The organism is Pseudomonas sp. GW821-FHT09A09, from assembly GCF_059418405.1.
The window spans coordinates 1-15,896 of sequence record NZ_JBWKPU010000064.1 but is presented as its reverse complement, the minus strand read 5'-3'; the positions used below and the strand labels follow the sequence as shown (position 1 = coordinate 15,896).

At 60.2% G+C, this 15,896-nt stretch carries 13 protein-coding genes and 3 tRNA genes; 9 read left to right on the top strand and 7 right to left on the bottom strand.

Translation table 11 applies throughout. The features are described 5' to 3' along the window. Positions 1-202: 202 nt before the first annotated feature. A complete protein-coding gene (locus AC07OV_RS29900; protein WP_495093564.1) occupies positions 203-1,777 on the bottom strand; it encodes an alkaline phosphatase D family protein in 1,575 nt (524 codons plus the stop codon). Further along, positions 1,774-2,328: a GNAT family N-acetyltransferase gene (locus AC07OV_RS29895; RefSeq protein ID WP_494999157.1), complete on the bottom strand. Its 555-nt coding sequence runs from the start codon at positions 2,326-2,328 to the stop codon at positions 1,774-1,776. The genes AC07OV_RS29900 and AC07OV_RS29895 overlap by 4 nt, the downstream gene beginning before the upstream one ends. 190 nt (positions 2,329-2,518) lie before the next feature. Between AC07OV_RS29895 and AC07OV_RS29890 the strand changes: the two genes are divergently transcribed. The 8 genes from AC07OV_RS29890 to AC07OV_RS29855 all read left to right on the top strand — a co-directional run bounded on the left by AC07OV_RS29890 (position 2,519) and on the right by AC07OV_RS29855 (position 13,148). Beyond that, positions 2,519-2,926, top strand: coding sequence for an ExbD/TolR family protein (locus tag AC07OV_RS29890; protein WP_005786670.1), 408 nt, complete (start codon positions 2,519-2,521; stop codon positions 2,924-2,926). 2 nt (positions 2,927-2,928) lie between these two features. After that, a complete protein-coding gene (locus AC07OV_RS29885) occupies positions 2,929-3,657 on the top strand; it encodes an energy transducer TonB family protein (RefSeq protein ID WP_494999158.1) in 729 nt (242 codons plus the stop codon). 24 nt (positions 3,658-3,681) lie between these two features. Next, positions 3,682-5,961 (top strand): TonB-dependent receptor, encoded by a 2,280-nt coding sequence (locus AC07OV_RS29880; RefSeq protein ID WP_176996455.1) that lies wholly within the window; start codon positions 3,682-3,684, stop codon positions 5,959-5,961. A gap of 17 nt (positions 5,962-5,978) precedes the next feature. After that, complete coding sequence (locus tag AC07OV_RS29875; RefSeq protein ID WP_176996456.1) at positions 5,979-6,626, top strand: MotA/TolQ/ExbB proton channel family protein; 648 nt, start codon at positions 5,979-5,981, stop codon at positions 6,624-6,626. A gap of 51 nt (positions 6,627-6,677) precedes the next feature. Further along, on the top strand, positions 6,678-7,895 hold the full coding sequence (locus AC07OV_RS29870) for a phospholipase D-like domain-containing protein (protein WP_494999159.1): 1,218 nt from the start codon (positions 6,678-6,680) through the stop codon (positions 7,893-7,895). 228 nt (positions 7,896-8,123) lie between these two features. After that, positions 8,124-9,863, top strand: a complete 1,740-nt coding sequence (locus tag AC07OV_RS29865; RefSeq protein ID WP_495093563.1) for a dipeptidase — start codon at positions 8,124-8,126, stop codon at positions 9,861-9,863. 116 nt (positions 9,864-9,979) lie between these two features. Continuing rightward, positions 9,980-12,160, top strand: coding sequence for a hypothetical protein (locus tag AC07OV_RS29860; protein WP_494999161.1), 2,181 nt, complete (start codon positions 9,980-9,982; stop codon positions 12,158-12,160). Further along, positions 12,147-13,148 (top strand): NAD(P)/FAD-dependent oxidoreductase, encoded by a 1,002-nt coding sequence (locus AC07OV_RS29855; RefSeq protein WP_494999162.1) that lies wholly within the window; start codon positions 12,147-12,149, stop codon positions 13,146-13,148. Before AC07OV_RS29860 ends, AC07OV_RS29855 begins: the two co-directional genes overlap by 14 nt. On the opposite strand, the gene AC07OV_RS29850 is transcribed toward AC07OV_RS29855, so the two are convergent. Together AC07OV_RS29850 and AC07OV_RS29845 are read right to left on the bottom strand one after the other, a co-directional pair. Then, entirely contained in the window at positions 13,143-13,391 is a 249-nt protein-coding gene (locus tag AC07OV_RS29850; protein ID WP_494999163.1) for a hypothetical protein, read from the bottom strand. The two genes, AC07OV_RS29855 and AC07OV_RS29850, sit on opposite strands and share 6 nt — an antisense overlap. Before the next feature lie 53 nt (positions 13,392-13,444). After that, positions 13,445-14,548, bottom strand: coding sequence for an extracellular solute-binding protein (locus AC07OV_RS29845; RefSeq protein WP_494999164.1), 1,104 nt, complete (start codon positions 14,546-14,548; stop codon positions 13,445-13,447). Between the two features lie 138 nt (positions 14,549-14,686). On the opposite strand from AC07OV_RS29845, the gene AC07OV_RS29840 reads away from it, so the two are divergent. Next, positions 14,687-15,478 (top strand): response regulator transcription factor, encoded by a 792-nt coding sequence (locus tag AC07OV_RS29840; RefSeq protein ID WP_494999165.1) that lies wholly within the window; start codon positions 14,687-14,689, stop codon positions 15,476-15,478. Positions 15,479-15,562: 84 nt separating this feature from the next. Here AC07OV_RS29840 and AC07OV_RS29835 read toward each other — a convergent pair. The 3 genes from AC07OV_RS29835 to AC07OV_RS29825 all read right to left on the bottom strand — a co-directional run bounded on the left by AC07OV_RS29835 (position 15,563) and on the right by AC07OV_RS29825 (position 15,896). Continuing rightward, positions 15,563-15,638: transfer RNA gene (locus AC07OV_RS29835), tRNA-Gly, on the bottom strand. 3 nt (positions 15,639-15,641) lie between these two features. After that, positions 15,642-15,717: transfer RNA gene (locus AC07OV_RS29830), tRNA-Glu, on the bottom strand. Between the two features lie 103 nt (positions 15,718-15,820). Beyond that, a tRNA-Gly gene (locus AC07OV_RS29825) sits at positions 15,821-15,896 on the bottom strand.

The following is a 15,896-nucleotide window of genomic DNA, read 5'->3' as shown; positions in this document are numbered from 1 at the left end:
GGCTTGCCGGCGATGGCGGCCTTGAATCCTGCGTTGGACTCACGGGCCTCATCGCCGGCAAGCCGGCTCCTACAGGGCGATGGCGGCCTTGAATCCTGTGGTGGTCTCGCTGGCCTCATCGCCGGCAAGCCGGCTCCTACAGGGCGATGGTGGCCTTGAATCCAGTGGTGGTCTCAGGGCCTCATCGCCGGCGAGCCGGCTCCTAGAGTATCGTGGCGCCGGGGCGGCCGGGTTCGACCACGAAGGATTGGAGGGTGGAGAGCGTGGCCAATGGGTCGCGCGGGTCGCTGATCGCGCGCAGGTGGGTGAGCATGCGCTGTTCCTGCAACTCCACCGAGACATACCCCCGCTGGCGACTGTCGAAAAACTTCACATGGGGGTTGAGCGGCAGAATGGCTTTGTACGGCTCATAGGGCGGGCCGTCGGAGGTCACCGATGAACCGACGAACTCCGTAGCCACCACCGGCGAGTCCAAATCATTGGCGTCTGCGTGCAAGTCCGTAACCCAGAACGAATGAATATCGCCGCCCCAGAACACTGGATTCTTCAGAGAGTGCCGCGTAATGGACGCCAGCATGCGCTCACGATTGGCCATGTAGCCGTCCCACCCGTCCGTCCAGCGCCCCGGCTTGTGGTTGGTCAGGTCGCGCTGGATCAACGGTGCAACGAGCAGGTCCTGTGCGATCACGTTCCACTGCGCAGGGGACTCGGCAAAACCTCGGTCCAGCCAAGCCTCCTGCTCCCAGCCGAGCATCGTGCGGCGAGGGTCGCGCAGGTCGGTGCAGCTGTTGTCGGCGATGTGCCCCTGGTGGCTGCCATTGGCCAAAATGCACGGTTGTTCGGAGCGGTACTGGCGACCATCCAACACGTGGAATCGCGCCAATCGGCCGTAGTCCAGGCGTCGGTAAATACGCATATCCGGGCCCTTCGGCAGGCTGCTGGCGCGCAGTGGCATATGTTCGTAGAAGGCCTGGTAGGCGGCGGCCCGCTGCTTGAGGAATTGCGCCACCGGAGTCTTCGGGTCCTGGGACCAGCGGTTGGCGTAGTCGTTCTGTACTTCGTGATCGTCCCACGTCGCCACACTCGGCGCAGCGGCGTGCAGGGCCTGCAGGTCCGGATCGGTTTTGTACAGGGCATAGCGGTTGCGATAGTCACTCAGGCTCACCGCATTGCCGCTGCCATGGGCGCGGAAAACTTTGCCCGAGTCGGCGGCATAGGAGCTGTCGTAGATATAGTCACCGAGGAAAAACACCAAGTCCGGCTGCTCGGCAGCCAGGTGACGGTAGGCACTGAAGTAACCGCGTTCCCAGTGCGAGCACGACACAAACCCTAACCGCGCCGACACCATCGCCTGCATAGGCGGCGTAGTACACGCACGGCCTACCGGGCTCTGCGCGCCCAGGCCTTCGAATTGGTACCAGTACGGCCGGCCCGCCTCCAGCCCCGCCACTTCCACATGCACCGAATGGGCAAAGCGTTCCGTTGCAGTGGCTTCACCCTGCTTCACAATGCGCGTCATGGCCGCATCGCTGGCCACCCGCCAACGCACCGGCACCGGGCGGCGCAACCCGCCTCGCCCATCATCGGCATTGAACAACGGTGCCAGGCGCGTCCAGATCACAAACCCATCGGGCAACGGGTCACCCGAAGCCACGCCAAGGGTGAAGGGATAGTCGACCCCGGCGCTGCGTGCAAACGGGCTGAGGATCGAGAAAGCCGAAGCAACCGCCAGCCCCGTGAGAACGCGCCGACGGCCATGGTCCACCTCGCCGTTCATGTGCGGGCCTCCCAGTCGTCGCGCAGCACAGCGAAACCGAGCAAGTCTTCATACACGCCGTTCTTGAGAAACGCCCCGCGCATGCAACCCTCATAGCGCAGGCCGATTTTTTCCATCACCCGAGCCGATTCCTTGTTGCGACCAAAGCACTGGCTGCCCACCCGATGCAGCCCGAGCTGCGTGAACCCGTAACCGGTGACCGCACTCGCCGCTTCAGCAGCAAAGCCCCGGTTTCGACAGCTCGCTGCGACCCAACCACCGAGGTGGCCATAGTGATGCCGCGCATTCAGACGCAAGCTGACGATGCCGATCAATTCGCCACTTTCCCGCAGGTGCATCCCGAGGCTGAGCAGGTCGCCTGCACGAAATTTATCCTCCATCGCGCCAATAAAATCTTTTGCCGTTTCCAGCGTGTAGGGCGACGGAATGTTCGCCGTGTTGTCGGCGATTTTCGGCCCGTTGGCGAGGGTGGAAAGGGTCTCGGCCTGGGTCATTTCCAGCGCCCGCAATAGTAGTCGCGGTGTCGCCAAATGAGGCAGTGCGGTCGGCATACAGGGGGGCTCTCGAGATAAATTCTTCAAGAATGTAGCCCCTGTGTGTCAATTGCATTACGTCATAAAACTGCAAGGTAAATTGTCTGAAAGACGCGTCCTAGAGCCCTCAAAACGTCAATTAAAGTTAACCAATCGGTCATTTTTGGTTGTTAGCGTGTCGCCCCTAATTCAACGACGGGGTAGCGGAATGAGAACCTGGGATGAACCCAAGAAGCGCAAGGCACACATCGAATTGATCCCGATGATCGACGTGATGATGTTCCTCCTGGTGTTTTTCGTACTCGTGAGCTTGAACGTGATTCCGGCCCTCGGCATGAAGACGCAACTGCCCAGCGCGAGCAGTTCGCAGCAGCTCAAACCACAGAACAAATTCATCCTGACGTTGGGCCTGGAAGGCCAACTGCAACTCGACGGCAAGGACCTCACAGTCGATGCCCTGGTACCGGCGTTGAAGGCCGCCGAGAAGCCCGATACCAAGTCGACGATCATCGTCAATAGTGACAAGGGCGTGGAAGTGTCGCGCCTGGTGGAAGTGATGGACACCCTGCGCCTGGGTGGCTTCACCTCCGTGTCCATTGCCACGCGTAAGTCCTGATCATGTACGTCCTGTTTCGTGCGCGTCAGCTGCTGGGCAGTGTCCCGGCCCTGATCGCCCTGGTGCTGATTGCACTGGGTATCCAGTCCCAGACCTTGAAGGTCGAACCCAAGTACGACGAGTCGGCGGTCGAGCTGGCGTTGGTCGAGCCCGAGCCGGAAGTGATCCCGGAACCGGTGGTGGAACAAGAGCCGCCCCCGCCGGTAATCGAGGACGAAGAGGCCGAGCCGGCCCCGCCGCCACCACCGCCCAAGCCGCAGCCAAAACCCAAGCCTGAGCCCAAGCCAAAACCTGTGCCCAAGCCCGTGGTCACCAAGCCAACCCCAACACCGACGCCGCCACCGGTGGCCGCCAAACCGGCCCCCGCCGCCGTGGCCCAGGCCGCGCCGACACCCGCACCACCCGCGCCGCCGAAGGTCGACGGACAGGCGCTGGAAGGCGGTTACCTCAAGGGGCTGCGCAACGAGTTAGACACCTACAAGCAGTACCCCACCGGGCGCCAGGCCTCCCTCGAACGCCCCAGCGGCGAAGTGGTGATCTGGCTGCTGGTGGACCGCCAGGGTCGCGTTCTGGACTCCGGCTTGCAAACCCAGGCCTCGAGCATGTTGCTCAACCGGGCCGCCACCAACAGCTTGCGTCGTATCAAGCAAGTCAAGCCGTTCCCCGAGCAAGCCTTCGGGGGGCGCAATGAGCAGCGCTTCACCGCCACCTTCAACTACAGCGTGCAATAAGCACCCGACACCAGGACGACAGTGATGAGGTTCACACGGATTCATCTGGCACTCGTTGCCGCAAGCATGGGCCATGGAATGGTCATGGCCGACACCAGCGACAGCGACGTCGGGACTATTGGGGTTCAGGGCAAGGCCACGGCAGGTGGCGGCTACATGGTGCAGGAAGAAAGCATCAAGGGCCGCTCCACCGTGACCAAGGAAGCGCTGGATAAGCAGACCGCCACCGGTAACGCGATCGACAAGCTCAAGTACACCCCGGGCCTGAACATCTCCAGCGAAGACAACACCGGCCTGTCGGGCTTCCGCTTCACCATGCGCGGGCTCAACTCCGACCAGGTGGGGATGTCGGTAGACGGCATGCCGATCAACGACTCCGGCAACTACGCGCTGTACTCCAACCTGCTGGGCGACCCGGAAAACATCGAGCAGATCTTCGTCACCCAAGGCTCGGCAGAAGCTGACGGCCCGCACATCGGCTCCAGCGGCGGCAACATCGGCATCGTGACCATTCGCCCGACCAAGGAAACCGGCGCGTTCGTCAAACAGGTCATGGGCAGCAACGCCACCCGCAAGACCTTCGCCCGCCTTAACAGCGGCGAGATCAACGGCCTGAGCAACTGGCTGTCGGTGTCCCATACCGAAGGTGACATGTGGCGCGGCTCGGGCGCCGTGCGGGCGGACAAGGTGGAGTGGAACAGTTTCTTCGACGCCGGCAACGGCAACACCGCCAACCTGATCCTCAAGTACCACGAGCAGGACAACAACAGTTACAGCCAGCTCACCAAGGGCCAGTTCCAGCAGAACGGCCGCAAGTACGACCCGTACCCTGCCACGCCGACCGTGGGCAGCAACGGCAAGGTCAACAGCTACTACGCCCTGGCGCAGAACCCGTTCCAGACCTTCACGGGGGTGCTCAATACCCAATTCAAACTGGCTGACAACCTGGCGTTGTCGGTGATCCCATATTACTACTGGGGCAACGGCAGCGGCGTGGGCTCGAACAGCTACGCGCTGAACCGCGGCTCCAACGCGGGCGGCGTGTTCGACTTGAGCAACCTGCCGACCGCGGCGCAGTACAACGCCGACGGTTCCTCAACCACCGGCGTGTACTACCGCCCTTCCCGCACCCAGACCTGGCGCCCGGGCATCACCACCAAGCTGAACTGGGACCTGGAAGAACACAGCCTGCAATTCGGCTACTGGTATGAGCGTGCGCGCCAAAGCCAGACCCAACCGTTCATTGCCCTCAAGAGCAACGGCAAGCCAACCGACACCTGGCCAGACGGCAACGCCGTGGTCGATGCCAACGGCAACACCGTGCAGGGTCGCGACCGCTTCACCGTCACCCCGGCGCAAAAAGTCTGGGCCCAGGACACCTGGTACATCAACCCGGACTGGACCCTGGTGGCGGGCCTCGCCTACATGAACGTCGAGCGTGACGGCACCAACCACGGCAGCCTCACCGAGCAGGCCGAGAAGCGTAACCAGACCTACAACAAGCTGCTGCCGAACGTCGGCCTCAAGTACCAGCTGGATGAGCGTGACCAGTTGTTCTACAGCCTGTCGCGCAACATGCGTATCCCGCAGAACTACGTGCTGTACGACAAAGGTGCCGGCTCGATCGACGCCAAGCCGGAAACCAGCTGGAACCATGAGCTGGGCTGGCGCTACACCGATGAAGACATGACCGTGGCCGCCACCTTGTTCTACATGCAGTTCAAGGATCGCCAGGTGTCGTCCAAAGACATCAACGGCGACTTCGCCGACATCAACGCCGGCTCGGTCAACAACAGCGGCCTGGAGCTGGAATGGAGCGGCCTGCTGCCCAACCACTTCAACTACTACACCTCCTACACCTACACCAAGGCCGAGCAACAAGATGACCTGACCGTCTACAACGCCGGCAAAGCCATCCTGTTGCCCACCAGCGGCAAGCAGTTCGCCAACGTGCCGAAAAACATGCTGGCCGCCAACATCGGCTACGACGACGGGCGCTTCTACGGCACCTTCGGCGGCAAGTACACCAGCAAGCTCTACGGCGACCTGACCAACGACGAGGCGATCTCCGGGCGCACCGTTTTCAACGCCGGCGCCGGTATCTACCTGCCGGTGGACAAGAAGGTGGTCAAGGACGCGACCCTGCGCCTGAACGTCGACAACCTGTTCGACAAGAAGTACCTGGACGGCGTGTACACCACCAAGACCAACTCGGCCACCTACGGCGGTTTCCGCGACGGCGACCCGGCGTACATCGTGGGCCTGGAACGCACCGTGACGGTTTCCCTGGAAGCCAATTTCTAACTGCGAGGTAAGTGAACATGGACATGAATGTGCTCCACGACATCACGTTTTATGTGATGTATGCCGCGATGGCCATCGCGATCTTTATCACCATCGAGCGCGGAATTTTCTTCGCCTATGTGCGCCGCCAGGCACGCGCCTTGACCGAGGTGCTGGGCGCCAACGTGCACAGCGAACGCGACTTGCCGGAAAGCTTGACCCGTCGCGACAGCCTGCCGTTGACCATGGTGCTGCCGGTGCTGGCCCAAAAAGCCACCCACGGCTCGCGCAAAGACCTGGATGACGTGATCGAAACCCAGTACCTGACCACTCGCGCGCCGCTGGCTCGCAGCCTGTGGATCATCGAAACCATCACCACCGCCGCCCCGCTGCTGGGGTTGCTGGGGACCATCCTGGGCATCATCGACACCTTCAAGGCACTGGCCAGTGCCGGCGTGTCCGACCCGGGCCAGATCTCCGGTGGTATCGGTACGGCCTTGTTCGCCACCGGCCTGGGGATCGCCATCGCGCTGTTCTGCGTGGTGTTCCACAACTTCTTCCAGGACAGCCTGGAGCGCATCAACGATCAGCTGAAAATCCTGCTGATCCGCGCAGCCACCGGCGCCCGTGTGCAGGGTGAAGTCCCGCACCTGGTACCGACCCCGCTGCACAGCCGCACCGCGTAATGATTCGGGCGGGCGCGCAATGCGCCCGCCATTTTTTACGAAGAGATCCCTATGCCCATTCCCTTGAAATTGCGTATCGCAGGCCTTGCCGGTTTGCTCCTCAGTCCGCTTGCCCAGGCGGACTTTTCAATTGCGGGTTTTGAACTGGTGCACACCGTGCCCGTGGACACCGCGCTGGGTACCGCTGATTTGCGTCAACCGGGGCCGGTGTGGATCGAGCTGTTCGACGGTGCCAAAACCTCCATCGACATCGGCCAGTTCTACGCGGCCGATCACCCGGGTTCGGTGATGGACAAGGTGATCGAACACCTGGAAGCCGCAGGCAAACGCGGTGTGAAGATTCGCTTTTTGCTGGAAGAAAAAGGCATCAAGCTGTCGGAAGCCTCCACCCTGGAACGCTTGCGCGCGATCCCCAACCTGACCTTTCGCGTACTGCCTTATGGGCAACTGAGCGGCGGCATCATCCACGCCAAGTACATGGTGGTGGATGGCAAGCAGGCGTTTATCGGCAGCCAGAATTTCGACTGGCGCTCACTGGAACACATCCACGAAACCGGCCTGCGCATCAGCGACGTCAGCGTGGTCGGCCAGGTACAGGCGATCTTCAATCAGGACTGGAACGCCCAGGCTGCCCTGACAGAGCACAAGCCCGTGCCACTGCCAGCAAAAGGCGCAGAACCAGCACGCACCGGCAACTACCTGGTCGCCAGCCCGCAACGCTACAACCCGCCGGGCGTGGGTGACTCACAGCTGGAACTGCCACGCTTGCTGGGCGAGGCGAAAAAAGAGGTGCGCGTGCAATTGCTCGACTATGCACCGCTGTCCTACGGACCCGACCGGACACGTCCCTACTACGCGGTGATCGATAATGCCGTGCGTGCGGCGGCGGCGCGGGGGGTGTCGATCAAGCTGATGGTGTCCAACTGGAACACCGACAAGCTGGAACTGCCCTACCTCAAAAGCCTGGCCGTGCTGCCCAACGTGCAGGTCAAAATCGTCACCTTGCCCGAAGCCAAGCAAGGCTTTATTCCGTATGCACGGGTGATCCACAGCAAGACGATGGAGATCGACGGGCAAGTGGCGTGGGTGGGCACCAGTAACTGGCTGGGTGGGTATCTGGATAACTCGCGCAACCTGGAAGTGGTGATGCGCAGTGAAGCGATGGCCAAGCGTATCGGCGAATTGCATGAGCAATTGTGGGATGGGCCCTACGCCAGCGCCTTGAACGTGACCGAGGAGTACCCAGAGCCCCATCCTGGCCAGCCTTGACCCAGCCCTCCCCCTGTAAGAGCTGGCTTGCCAGCGAAAATAGCCCAGGCACCACAATTAGCCAGGCAGTGCGCATCATCGTTAAAGGTCATCGCCGGCAAGCCGGCTCCTACAGGTCCGTGGGCAGGCGCTCGCTCGTGGAAAAAAGAGGTGGTAGTGTGTGGAAATGTTTCTGACAGATTGATCAGAAATTTCCCACTCACTACCTGCAAAGGAATGCATCTCTCCATGCACTTTCCACTCAAGAAACTGGTGGCGGCTACCCTGCTCGCGACCAGCCTGTCGACTCTGTCCAACGCGGCCTTTGCCAACATTACCCCAGAGCAAAGCGCGCAGATTCTGCAGCAGTTCAACGAAACATCGGTCAGCGATTTCCGTGGTTTCCTCGGCGCTCTGGCCAAGGGCGACTTGGGAAAAACCAGCGACGTGGGCCCGGCAATCAATGGGTTCCTCGGCAACCAGACGCTGAACACCGACCAGCAGAACGAAATCAACCGCCTGCTGGGCATCTACACGCGGGTGAAGTACGGCAAGGCCGCGACCGAGACCCTGCGCGAGCTGGTGGAAATCCCGACGTTCAACATTGAAGGCGTGCCGCAGTACAAAAACCCGGAATTCCTCAAGATCGCCGCCAAGATCCAGGACCTGGCAAAGGCCTTCAACCTGAACTTCCGCAACATTGACAACCGCGTGTATGAAATTTCCCTGGAAGGCAGCGGCGATGAAGTGGTGGGCATACACGCCCACGCCGATGTGGTGCCGGTGACGCCGGAGAACTGGGTGCTCAAAGACGGCACCAAGCTCGACCCGTTCAAGGTCACGCTGATCGGCGACCGCATGTATGGCCGCGGCACCGAGGATGACAAGAACGGCATCGTGGTGGCGATGTACGCCATGAAGGTGATCAAGGAAGAAAAGCTGCCGCTGGCGCGCACGTTCAAACTGCTGGTGGACACCACCGAAGAAACCAACGGCGACGCGATCCCCTACTACTTCGAACACAACCCCACGCCGCAGTACAACCTGGCGCTGGACGGCGGCTACCCGGTGGTCATCGCCGAAAAAGGCTACGGCACGGTCATGGCCACCTTCCCGGTGCGCAAAGGCGAAGGCAAAGGCGCAGAAATCATTTCGATGACCGGCGGCATGGCCACCAACCAGATTCCCTCGGTGTCGGTGGCGACCCTGCTCAGCGACAAGCCGACCGAGCTGGCTGCCAGCCTGCAAAAGGCCGGCGCCGAGTATGCCAAGCACAATGGCGGTAACTTCCAGGTAGACGCCAAAGTGGTCGGCAAAGAGGTCAAGCTGACGGTCACGGGCGTCTCGGCGCACTCTTCGGAACCGGAAGCCGGCATCAACCCCGTCGCCCGGATGCTGGGCCTGATCGACAGCCTTGAAGGCAAGGTGGCGCTCAAGCACAACCACATCATCGATGCGGCGCGCTATGCCGCCGACAACTGGGGCCTGGACTACCTGGGCAATACATTGGGCGTGGGTTTCTCCGATGCCTTCATGGGCCCGCTGACCACTTCGCTGACGTTTGTCGGCCAGGATGACAAAGCCTTCAAGCTGGCAGTCAACCTGCGCGTACCGAAGGGCAAGTCGCCGGAAAAACTCAAGGCCGAAATTGCCGACAAACTCAGTGCCTGGGACAAGAAAACCAACGTGAAGGTGGGCTTCACCTACTCCGTTGCCGAACCGATGTACCGCAACCCGGAAGGCGAGTGGGTCAAGGCCTTGCTGGCAGTGGCCAGCGAGAACTTGGGCATGAAGCACGAGTTTGGCACCTCGGCCGGCGCGACCTCCGTGCATGAGCTGCCCAACGGCGTGCAGTTCGGCTTGGCACGGCCGGAAGTGAAGTACACCGGGCACACCGACAGCGAGTTCAAGACCGTCGACCAGTTCCTGTTGGACCTGCAGATTGTCACCGAAATGATGGGGCGTGTCGGGCAGTTGCCTAAGCTCTAACCCATAGGACCCGCCGACCTGGCGGGTCCTTTTTCACCGCATCCTATCCGTTCGGACAGTTACCACGCGGCGTCTGCGTACGTACCCTGCCCTCTGACTCTGTCGGAGGAAATGCAATGTCTTTGCTCAACGCAGTCGAACGCGCTTGTCATCGCCTCGCCTCCCACGGGTGGCGCGACCTCTTACTGCTCCACGGTCTGGATATAACATCGGGCACGCTGCGCGAAGCGCTCGCCAGTCCTCTGCCAGTCAATCGGATGTGGCCGGGTTTTGAAGACTTTTCCGACAGCGGAATGCGCGGTATTGAACCCGGAAATCCCGCTGAGAGCCTGCTGTTTCACGCATTCGCCTCGCCCCACGTGAGCACCGGCGTCAACGGTGAAACACTCACCGCCTTCCCCACCGCAGCCGAAATCGAACAGGTCCTCGATTACGTCTACGGAGCCGTTCCCCCCAGCCTGGAAACATTGAGACAGCAGGCGGGTGATGCGCCGCTGGCATTGGTCGTGTTCGCATATGAGTACCGCCCCCAGCCGGAAACCGTGCACCGACGTCAGGCGGACCTGTGTTTTTCACGCACGGGGATCGCCAGGGTCGGTACCGCCGATGCGCTTTACGACTCGCAACGAAGAGGGTTTTTGCCATTCGTCGAGGGGCAACCCCATCAGATGCGCGTTATCCCGGCCCGCTATGGCGCCTTTATTGCGTTCAAGCATGTTGGCCAGCCAGCGCAGTTTGGCCCGATGAATGCACAACCCATCGATCAGGACCTGGCGTTCTGGGTGCCTCTGCACAAAGTGTTTGAAGGCTCTGAATGCCTGGAGGGAAAGGACCTGAGCGTGAGATTGGAGAATCACCAGATCAATGAAAAAATCGGACAGATTCATCGGCGCTTTCGCAATACCGGTTGGCAAGAGCCTGACATTCTCAACCCACCCTTCGTGATTACCGAAGGGCTTTCCCACTGGGCGCCTGTCACCCAGTTTGCGCCTGGCTTGCTGGTACCTGAGGCCAAGCCGGCGCTGGTTGAATTGGCTTACTACCAAGGAGTCCCGCTGTCGTTCATGATGCCGCCGGGTACCGGTGGCTTGGTACACGGGCGTCATCATGTGCGCGACGACGGCTCCGTCGAAGACCTCAACCTGTTGCCGGATGTGGATGCGAGGGTCAAGGCAGGCGGCTACCGCGCCCTGCACTATCAGGATGCCATGGCTGATGGCTGGGTGCGCGCGGACTGCCCGGAACTGGCACTGGACAGTGTTGCGGCCTACTCCATCATCGGCGCACCGGATTTTTTCCCGCTGTGCGGGCAACGCGAGCTCAAGGAATGGTCCAGCGACCCCGAGGTTTTCCCCTGCCCTGCACCGCCCTGCCCGGAGGTGTGGCATACGCGGGTCAACCCGCTCTCTGACGTACGCTTCTACGTCAATCAATCCCTTGCAGGAAACTATTTCAGCCCTGAAGACCGCAGCGTCACCGCCATTGTCTCTCACCCACAGACGTACACCGCGCCCCGCCAGCCCATGAAAACGCAACAAGCCCACCGGCAATCCTGGCTACCGGATTTTGCCAGCGGTGTTTTCGGCCCAGGCTGGGAGATCGGTCGTGGCTTGGTGGATGCGCCCTTTACCAACGTGCTGTGTGGTTACCAATTGGCCAGCCCGTTTACCGAGGATGCCCGTATCTGTGCCGCACTGGGATCCTATTGGCCAGGTGTGGCGCCCGACTCGACACGTACATTCGAACCCCGCAGCGTTTCGGCTTCGGTGATTCCGCTGACAGACAGCGAAATTGGCCTGCGCGGCAGCTCGGGCTGGGATGGTCGCAGTGGGCCGACATTGATCGAGGTAGAAGGTCGACGACTGGTCCAATACCAGGCCTATGAGTACAGCGACTACACACAAGCCGCATTGGCCGGTCAGCTGTCGCTGGCGATGACGGGGCGCACCAGTACTGAGCAGTATCATCTGCGGGTCCTTGGAATGCGGCGAGCTTATCAGGCGGTTGGCGCCGGATCAGACAAGGAACTGCGAAAGAACTGGCCCCTGCTGTCATTTTCCCTGGTGCAACGACCAGACATAGCCTTCGAGGCAGCCCAGCAGGAAGCCAATTTTTGGCTGGAGGGTGAGGTGCAGCATTTCTGGCTGTACAAACATGGCGCCATCACTGCCCCCTCGGATAACTTCACACTTCGCCATGTGGAAATAAACCGTCAGGTCCAACTCTATATAAGCCAGGACGCCATGCTTATCAATGAGGATGGAGGCCCTTGGCGACAGGCCGATGAATCATTTTGATGTTGTCGTAATGGGGGCCGGACCGGCAGGCACTGCTGCTGCGATCCATTGTGCACAGCGAGGACTGCGGGTCGCGCTGCTGGAAAAAAGCCATTTCCCCCGGCACAGGCCGGGGGAAACATTGCACCCTGGCGTTGAACCCTTACTGAATCAATTAGGTGTGGAGGTCCCGTTTGATCTGGCGACCTTGCGACACCCGGGTCATTGGGTTCATTGGGATGGGCCACCCAGGTTCCAATCGTTTGGCGACACCTGGCTGGGCTTTCAGATTTCACGCGACAGGCTTGACCATCGATTGCTTGAGCAGGCGCGTACGTTGGGCGTCCAGATCACCCACACACCCCAGCGTTTGCACGTCCTGCTACAACACTCGCGCGTCATGGGTGTGCAGACAGGCACCACGCAATGGAGGGCGCATTACGTGCTGGATGCCACCGGGCGCCATCGCTGGCTGCAACGACAATTGCGTCTGCCTTCGCAGCGCTTTTCACCCCGCCTGATTGCACGATACGGCTACTGCCAGGACGACCGTCTGCAGGATGATGCCTTAGGGTTGTTTGCTCACTCAGGTGGCTGGCACTGGATCGCCAGAATCGGCCGTCATTGCCTGCACTGGACACAATTGGATTTTGCCGAAGCCGACACACCCCGGGGCATCCCCAGTGTAGTAGATCAACTGGCAACGATCGGCCCGACTCGCGGGGCGGACGTTTCCTGGCGACGCTGTGGCAAGGCTGCCGGACCCGGATACTTCATAGCCGGCGATGCCGTTGCAACCCTGGACCCTTGCGCTTCACATGGCGTGATCAAGGCCTTGATAGGCGGCATGCAAGCCGCCGCGGCGATTGCTGATTGTTTGTCCTGGCCAACGGGCGAACCTGTTGTGCAGGCGGCCTACGAAGCGTGGGTACAGGCAGAGTTCGAACGCGACAAGCTCGCCGTGCAACGTTTTTATCAAGCCCATCCCTATTCACCGTGCTGGCTATAAGCCCGGTGCGAGGCCGCCCCGCTCCACCAGCGCCAGCTCGGGGAACTCGAACAACAAGGCCTTGTTGCCCCTGCCAATATGCTCCATCACCGCCAGCGTGATGTACTCGCGCACCATCCCGGTGGAGACGAAATACATGGCCCAGGCCTGCTCAGGTGTGCAGTGGCCAATCTGTTCTTCTATTTCCTTGTACGCTTTGTAGTCGTCCGGCTCCAAGCCGCGTGGGCAATCGCCTCGGCGCATGATTCTTCCCTCCCTGGAATGTCTTGAAGCCGGCACAACGTGTGAAACACAGATCAGGTGCCGCTTTTTACCTTGGTCCAGACACGCGTGCGGATACGTTCCAACTTCAAGGGCAAAGGTTCCAATGGGACGAGTTCGGCGATGGTCTTTTTGTCGGGGTAGATCCACGGGTTGTCGCGCAGCTTCTGCTCGACGAATTCGGTGGCGTCCTTGTTGGCGTTGGGGTACAGCGTGTGGTTCGAGCTCTTGGCAATTACCTGCGGCTCAAGCATGTAGTTGATGAAAGCCATACCTTGCTTGGAGTGCGGGGCATCCTTGAGCAGTACGAAGTTCTCCGACCAGACCAGCGCGCCTTCGTGAGGCAGGCTGTAGGCAATGGTGCGGCCGGTGTTGTTCTTCTCGTTGAGGGCTTGCGCCGCCAGTGCACCGTTGGCCCAGCCGACGACGGCGCAGATGTTGCCGTCCGCCAGGTCGGCATCGATTCGCGATGAGTCGAAGTAGACGATGTAAGGGCGGATTTTCAGCAGCAGCGCCTGGGCCTTTTGGTAGTCCTCGGGGTTCTGGCTATTGCTGGGCAACCCCAGGTAATGCAGGGCGATCGAAATGATCTCGCTCGGCGAGTCGAGCATGGCCACGCCACACGACTTGAGCTTGCTGATGTTTTCTTCCTTGAAGATCAGGTCCCAGCTGTTCACCGGCGCATTTTCGCCCAGCGCAGCCTTGACCTTGTCGACGTCATAACCGATGCCGGTGGTGCCCCACAGGTACGGCACGGCGTAAAGGTTGCCAGGGTCGTTGGCCTCCAGCAGCTTGAGCATGTCGGGGTCGATGTGGGAGTAATTGCTCAGCTGCTTGCGGTCCAGCGGCTGGAGGACGCCGGCCTTGATCAGGCCAGGCAAGGTGTTGGAGGTGGCGACGACGACGTCATACCCGGTGCGCCCGGCCATGACTTTGCTTTGCATGATCTCGGCACTGTCGAACGGGTCCATGTGCAGCCGCGAACCGGTCTTCTGCTCGAACTGCTTTGGGGTTTCCGGAGCGAGCAGGCCGAACCAGTTGTACAGGTACACACCAGGCGCTGCGGCCTGTGTCGCTGTACTGGTGCCAACAGCAAGGAGCGAGGCCAAAAAAATGGCTCGCAAATGTGATTTACTCATATGACTATCCTTGTCAAAACGGTAGGCCCTCATGGCCTTCATTCGCTCGCTGGTGAATATACCGGGCATCGTTGAATAGTAAATACCTACAAATACTTACCTTTGACCTGAAAATCCCTAACCCTAAAGGGGTAGAAAATGTCGCTCGACCTTCATAACCTGGCCTGGCATCGATCAGCGGGGAAGCTGATCATGCAGTTGAATCGCCCAGCCTTCTGGAGCTCGCTGATTCGTGTACTGAATGAATATGTGCAGATCGACAACTGGGTGGTCGTGGTGTTCAGCGACCAGCAAGTGCAAGTCATCTGCCTGCCGGAAGTGGTGGATTCCGAAGAAATCGACGCCTTTATTCATCGCTATATAAAAGGGCTGTACCTGCTGGACCCGTTTTATATCGCCAACCGGGAAAACCCGCAGACCGGCTTTTTTCACCTGCTGGACATCGCGCCGGAACACTTCCTGACCACCGAGTACTACCACCAGTATTTCGCGCAATACATCACTGTCGATGAAGCGCAGTACAACGTGCAGCTCGACGCCGACCGGACGCTGTGCATTTCGCTGGGCAGCAACGTGCGCTTCACTCAGGAACAGATCACGATCCTGGACATCATCAAGCCGTGGGTCACGGCCTTGATGCATCAGCGCATGAGCTTTGAAAGAGAAGTGGAAAAAAATCTCAGCGAACCACCGGCGTGGTCGGAAACGATTGTGCAGTTGGGCACGCAGGTCACCGCCCGCGAGAAGGATGTGCTCAAGTTGCTGTTGAGTGGTTTCTCCAACAAAGAGATTGCTGGCAAGTTGTCGCTGTCGGCGGAAACCATCAAGGTTCATCGGCGCAATATCTACAACAAGCTGAACATCAAGTCGCAGTCCGAGTTGTTTGCCCGATTCTTCATGCCCAAGCAGGAGACCCATGTATTGAATTGAGTTCTGCGGCCCTGGGCCGCCGAAACAATAAAACGCGCGCAAACAAAAACGCCGATCATCACTGATCGGCGTTTTTATTGAATATGGAGCGGGAAACGAGACTCGAACTCGCGACCCCGACCTTGGCAAGGTCGTGCTCTACCAACTGAGCTATTCCCGCAAATGGCGTCCCCTAGGGGACTCGAACCCCTGTTACCGCCGTGAAAGGGCGGTGTCCTAGGCCACTAGACGAAGGGGACACGCTACTGAAACACAGGGTGTGTGTTCCAGTGCCCAGAGATTAAACCCGAAAGTTATGCCCTGGTTTCACTCAGTGCCGCCCGAAAGCCACACTGCTTAAATTGGAGCGGGAAACGAGACTCGAACTCGCGACCCCGACCTTGGCAAGGTCGTGCTCTACCAACTGAGCTATTCCCGC

Bases quoted from the DNA above. Each gene is read 5' to 3' on its own strand.
- AC07OV_RS29880 (WP_176996455.1), top strand. From the start codon at position 3,682: ATGAGGTTCACACGGATTCATCTGGCACTCGTTGCCGCAAGCATGGGC.
- AC07OV_RS29850 (WP_494999163.1), bottom strand. From the start codon at position 13,391: ATGCGCCGAGGCGATTGCCCACGCGGCTTGGAGCCGGACGACTACAAA.
- AC07OV_RS29855 (WP_494999162.1), top strand. From the start codon at position 12,147: ATGAATCATTTTGATGTTGTCGTAATGGGGGCCGGACCGGCAGGCACT.
- AC07OV_RS29900 (WP_495093564.1), bottom strand. From the start codon at position 1,777: ATGAACGGCGAGGTGGACCATGGCCGTCGGCGCGTTCTCACGGGGCTG.
- AC07OV_RS29840 (WP_494999165.1), top strand. From the start codon at position 14,687: ATGTCGCTCGACCTTCATAACCTGGCCTGGCATCGATCAGCGGGGAAG.
- AC07OV_RS29890 (WP_005786670.1), top strand. From the start codon at position 2,519: ATGAGAACCTGGGATGAACCCAAGAAGCGCAAGGCACACATCGAATTG.
- AC07OV_RS29875 (WP_176996456.1), top strand. From the start codon at position 5,979: ATGGACATGAATGTGCTCCACGACATCACGTTTTATGTGATGTATGCC.
- AC07OV_RS29845 (WP_494999164.1), bottom strand. From the start codon at position 14,548: ATGAGTAAATCACATTTGCGAGCCATTTTTTTGGCCTCGCTCCTTGCT.
- AC07OV_RS29870 (WP_494999159.1), top strand. From the start codon at position 6,678: ATGCCCATTCCCTTGAAATTGCGTATCGCAGGCCTTGCCGGTTTGCTC.
- AC07OV_RS29885 (WP_494999158.1), top strand. From the start codon at position 2,929: ATGTACGTCCTGTTTCGTGCGCGTCAGCTGCTGGGCAGTGTCCCGGCC.
- AC07OV_RS29895 (WP_494999157.1), bottom strand. From the start codon at position 2,328: ATGCCGACCGCACTGCCTCATTTGGCGACACCGCGACTACTATTGCGG.
- AC07OV_RS29860 (WP_494999161.1), top strand. From the start codon at position 9,980: ATGTCTTTGCTCAACGCAGTCGAACGCGCTTGTCATCGCCTCGCCTCC.
- AC07OV_RS29865 (WP_495093563.1), top strand. From the start codon at position 8,124: ATGCACTTTCCACTCAAGAAACTGGTGGCGGCTACCCTGCTCGCGACC.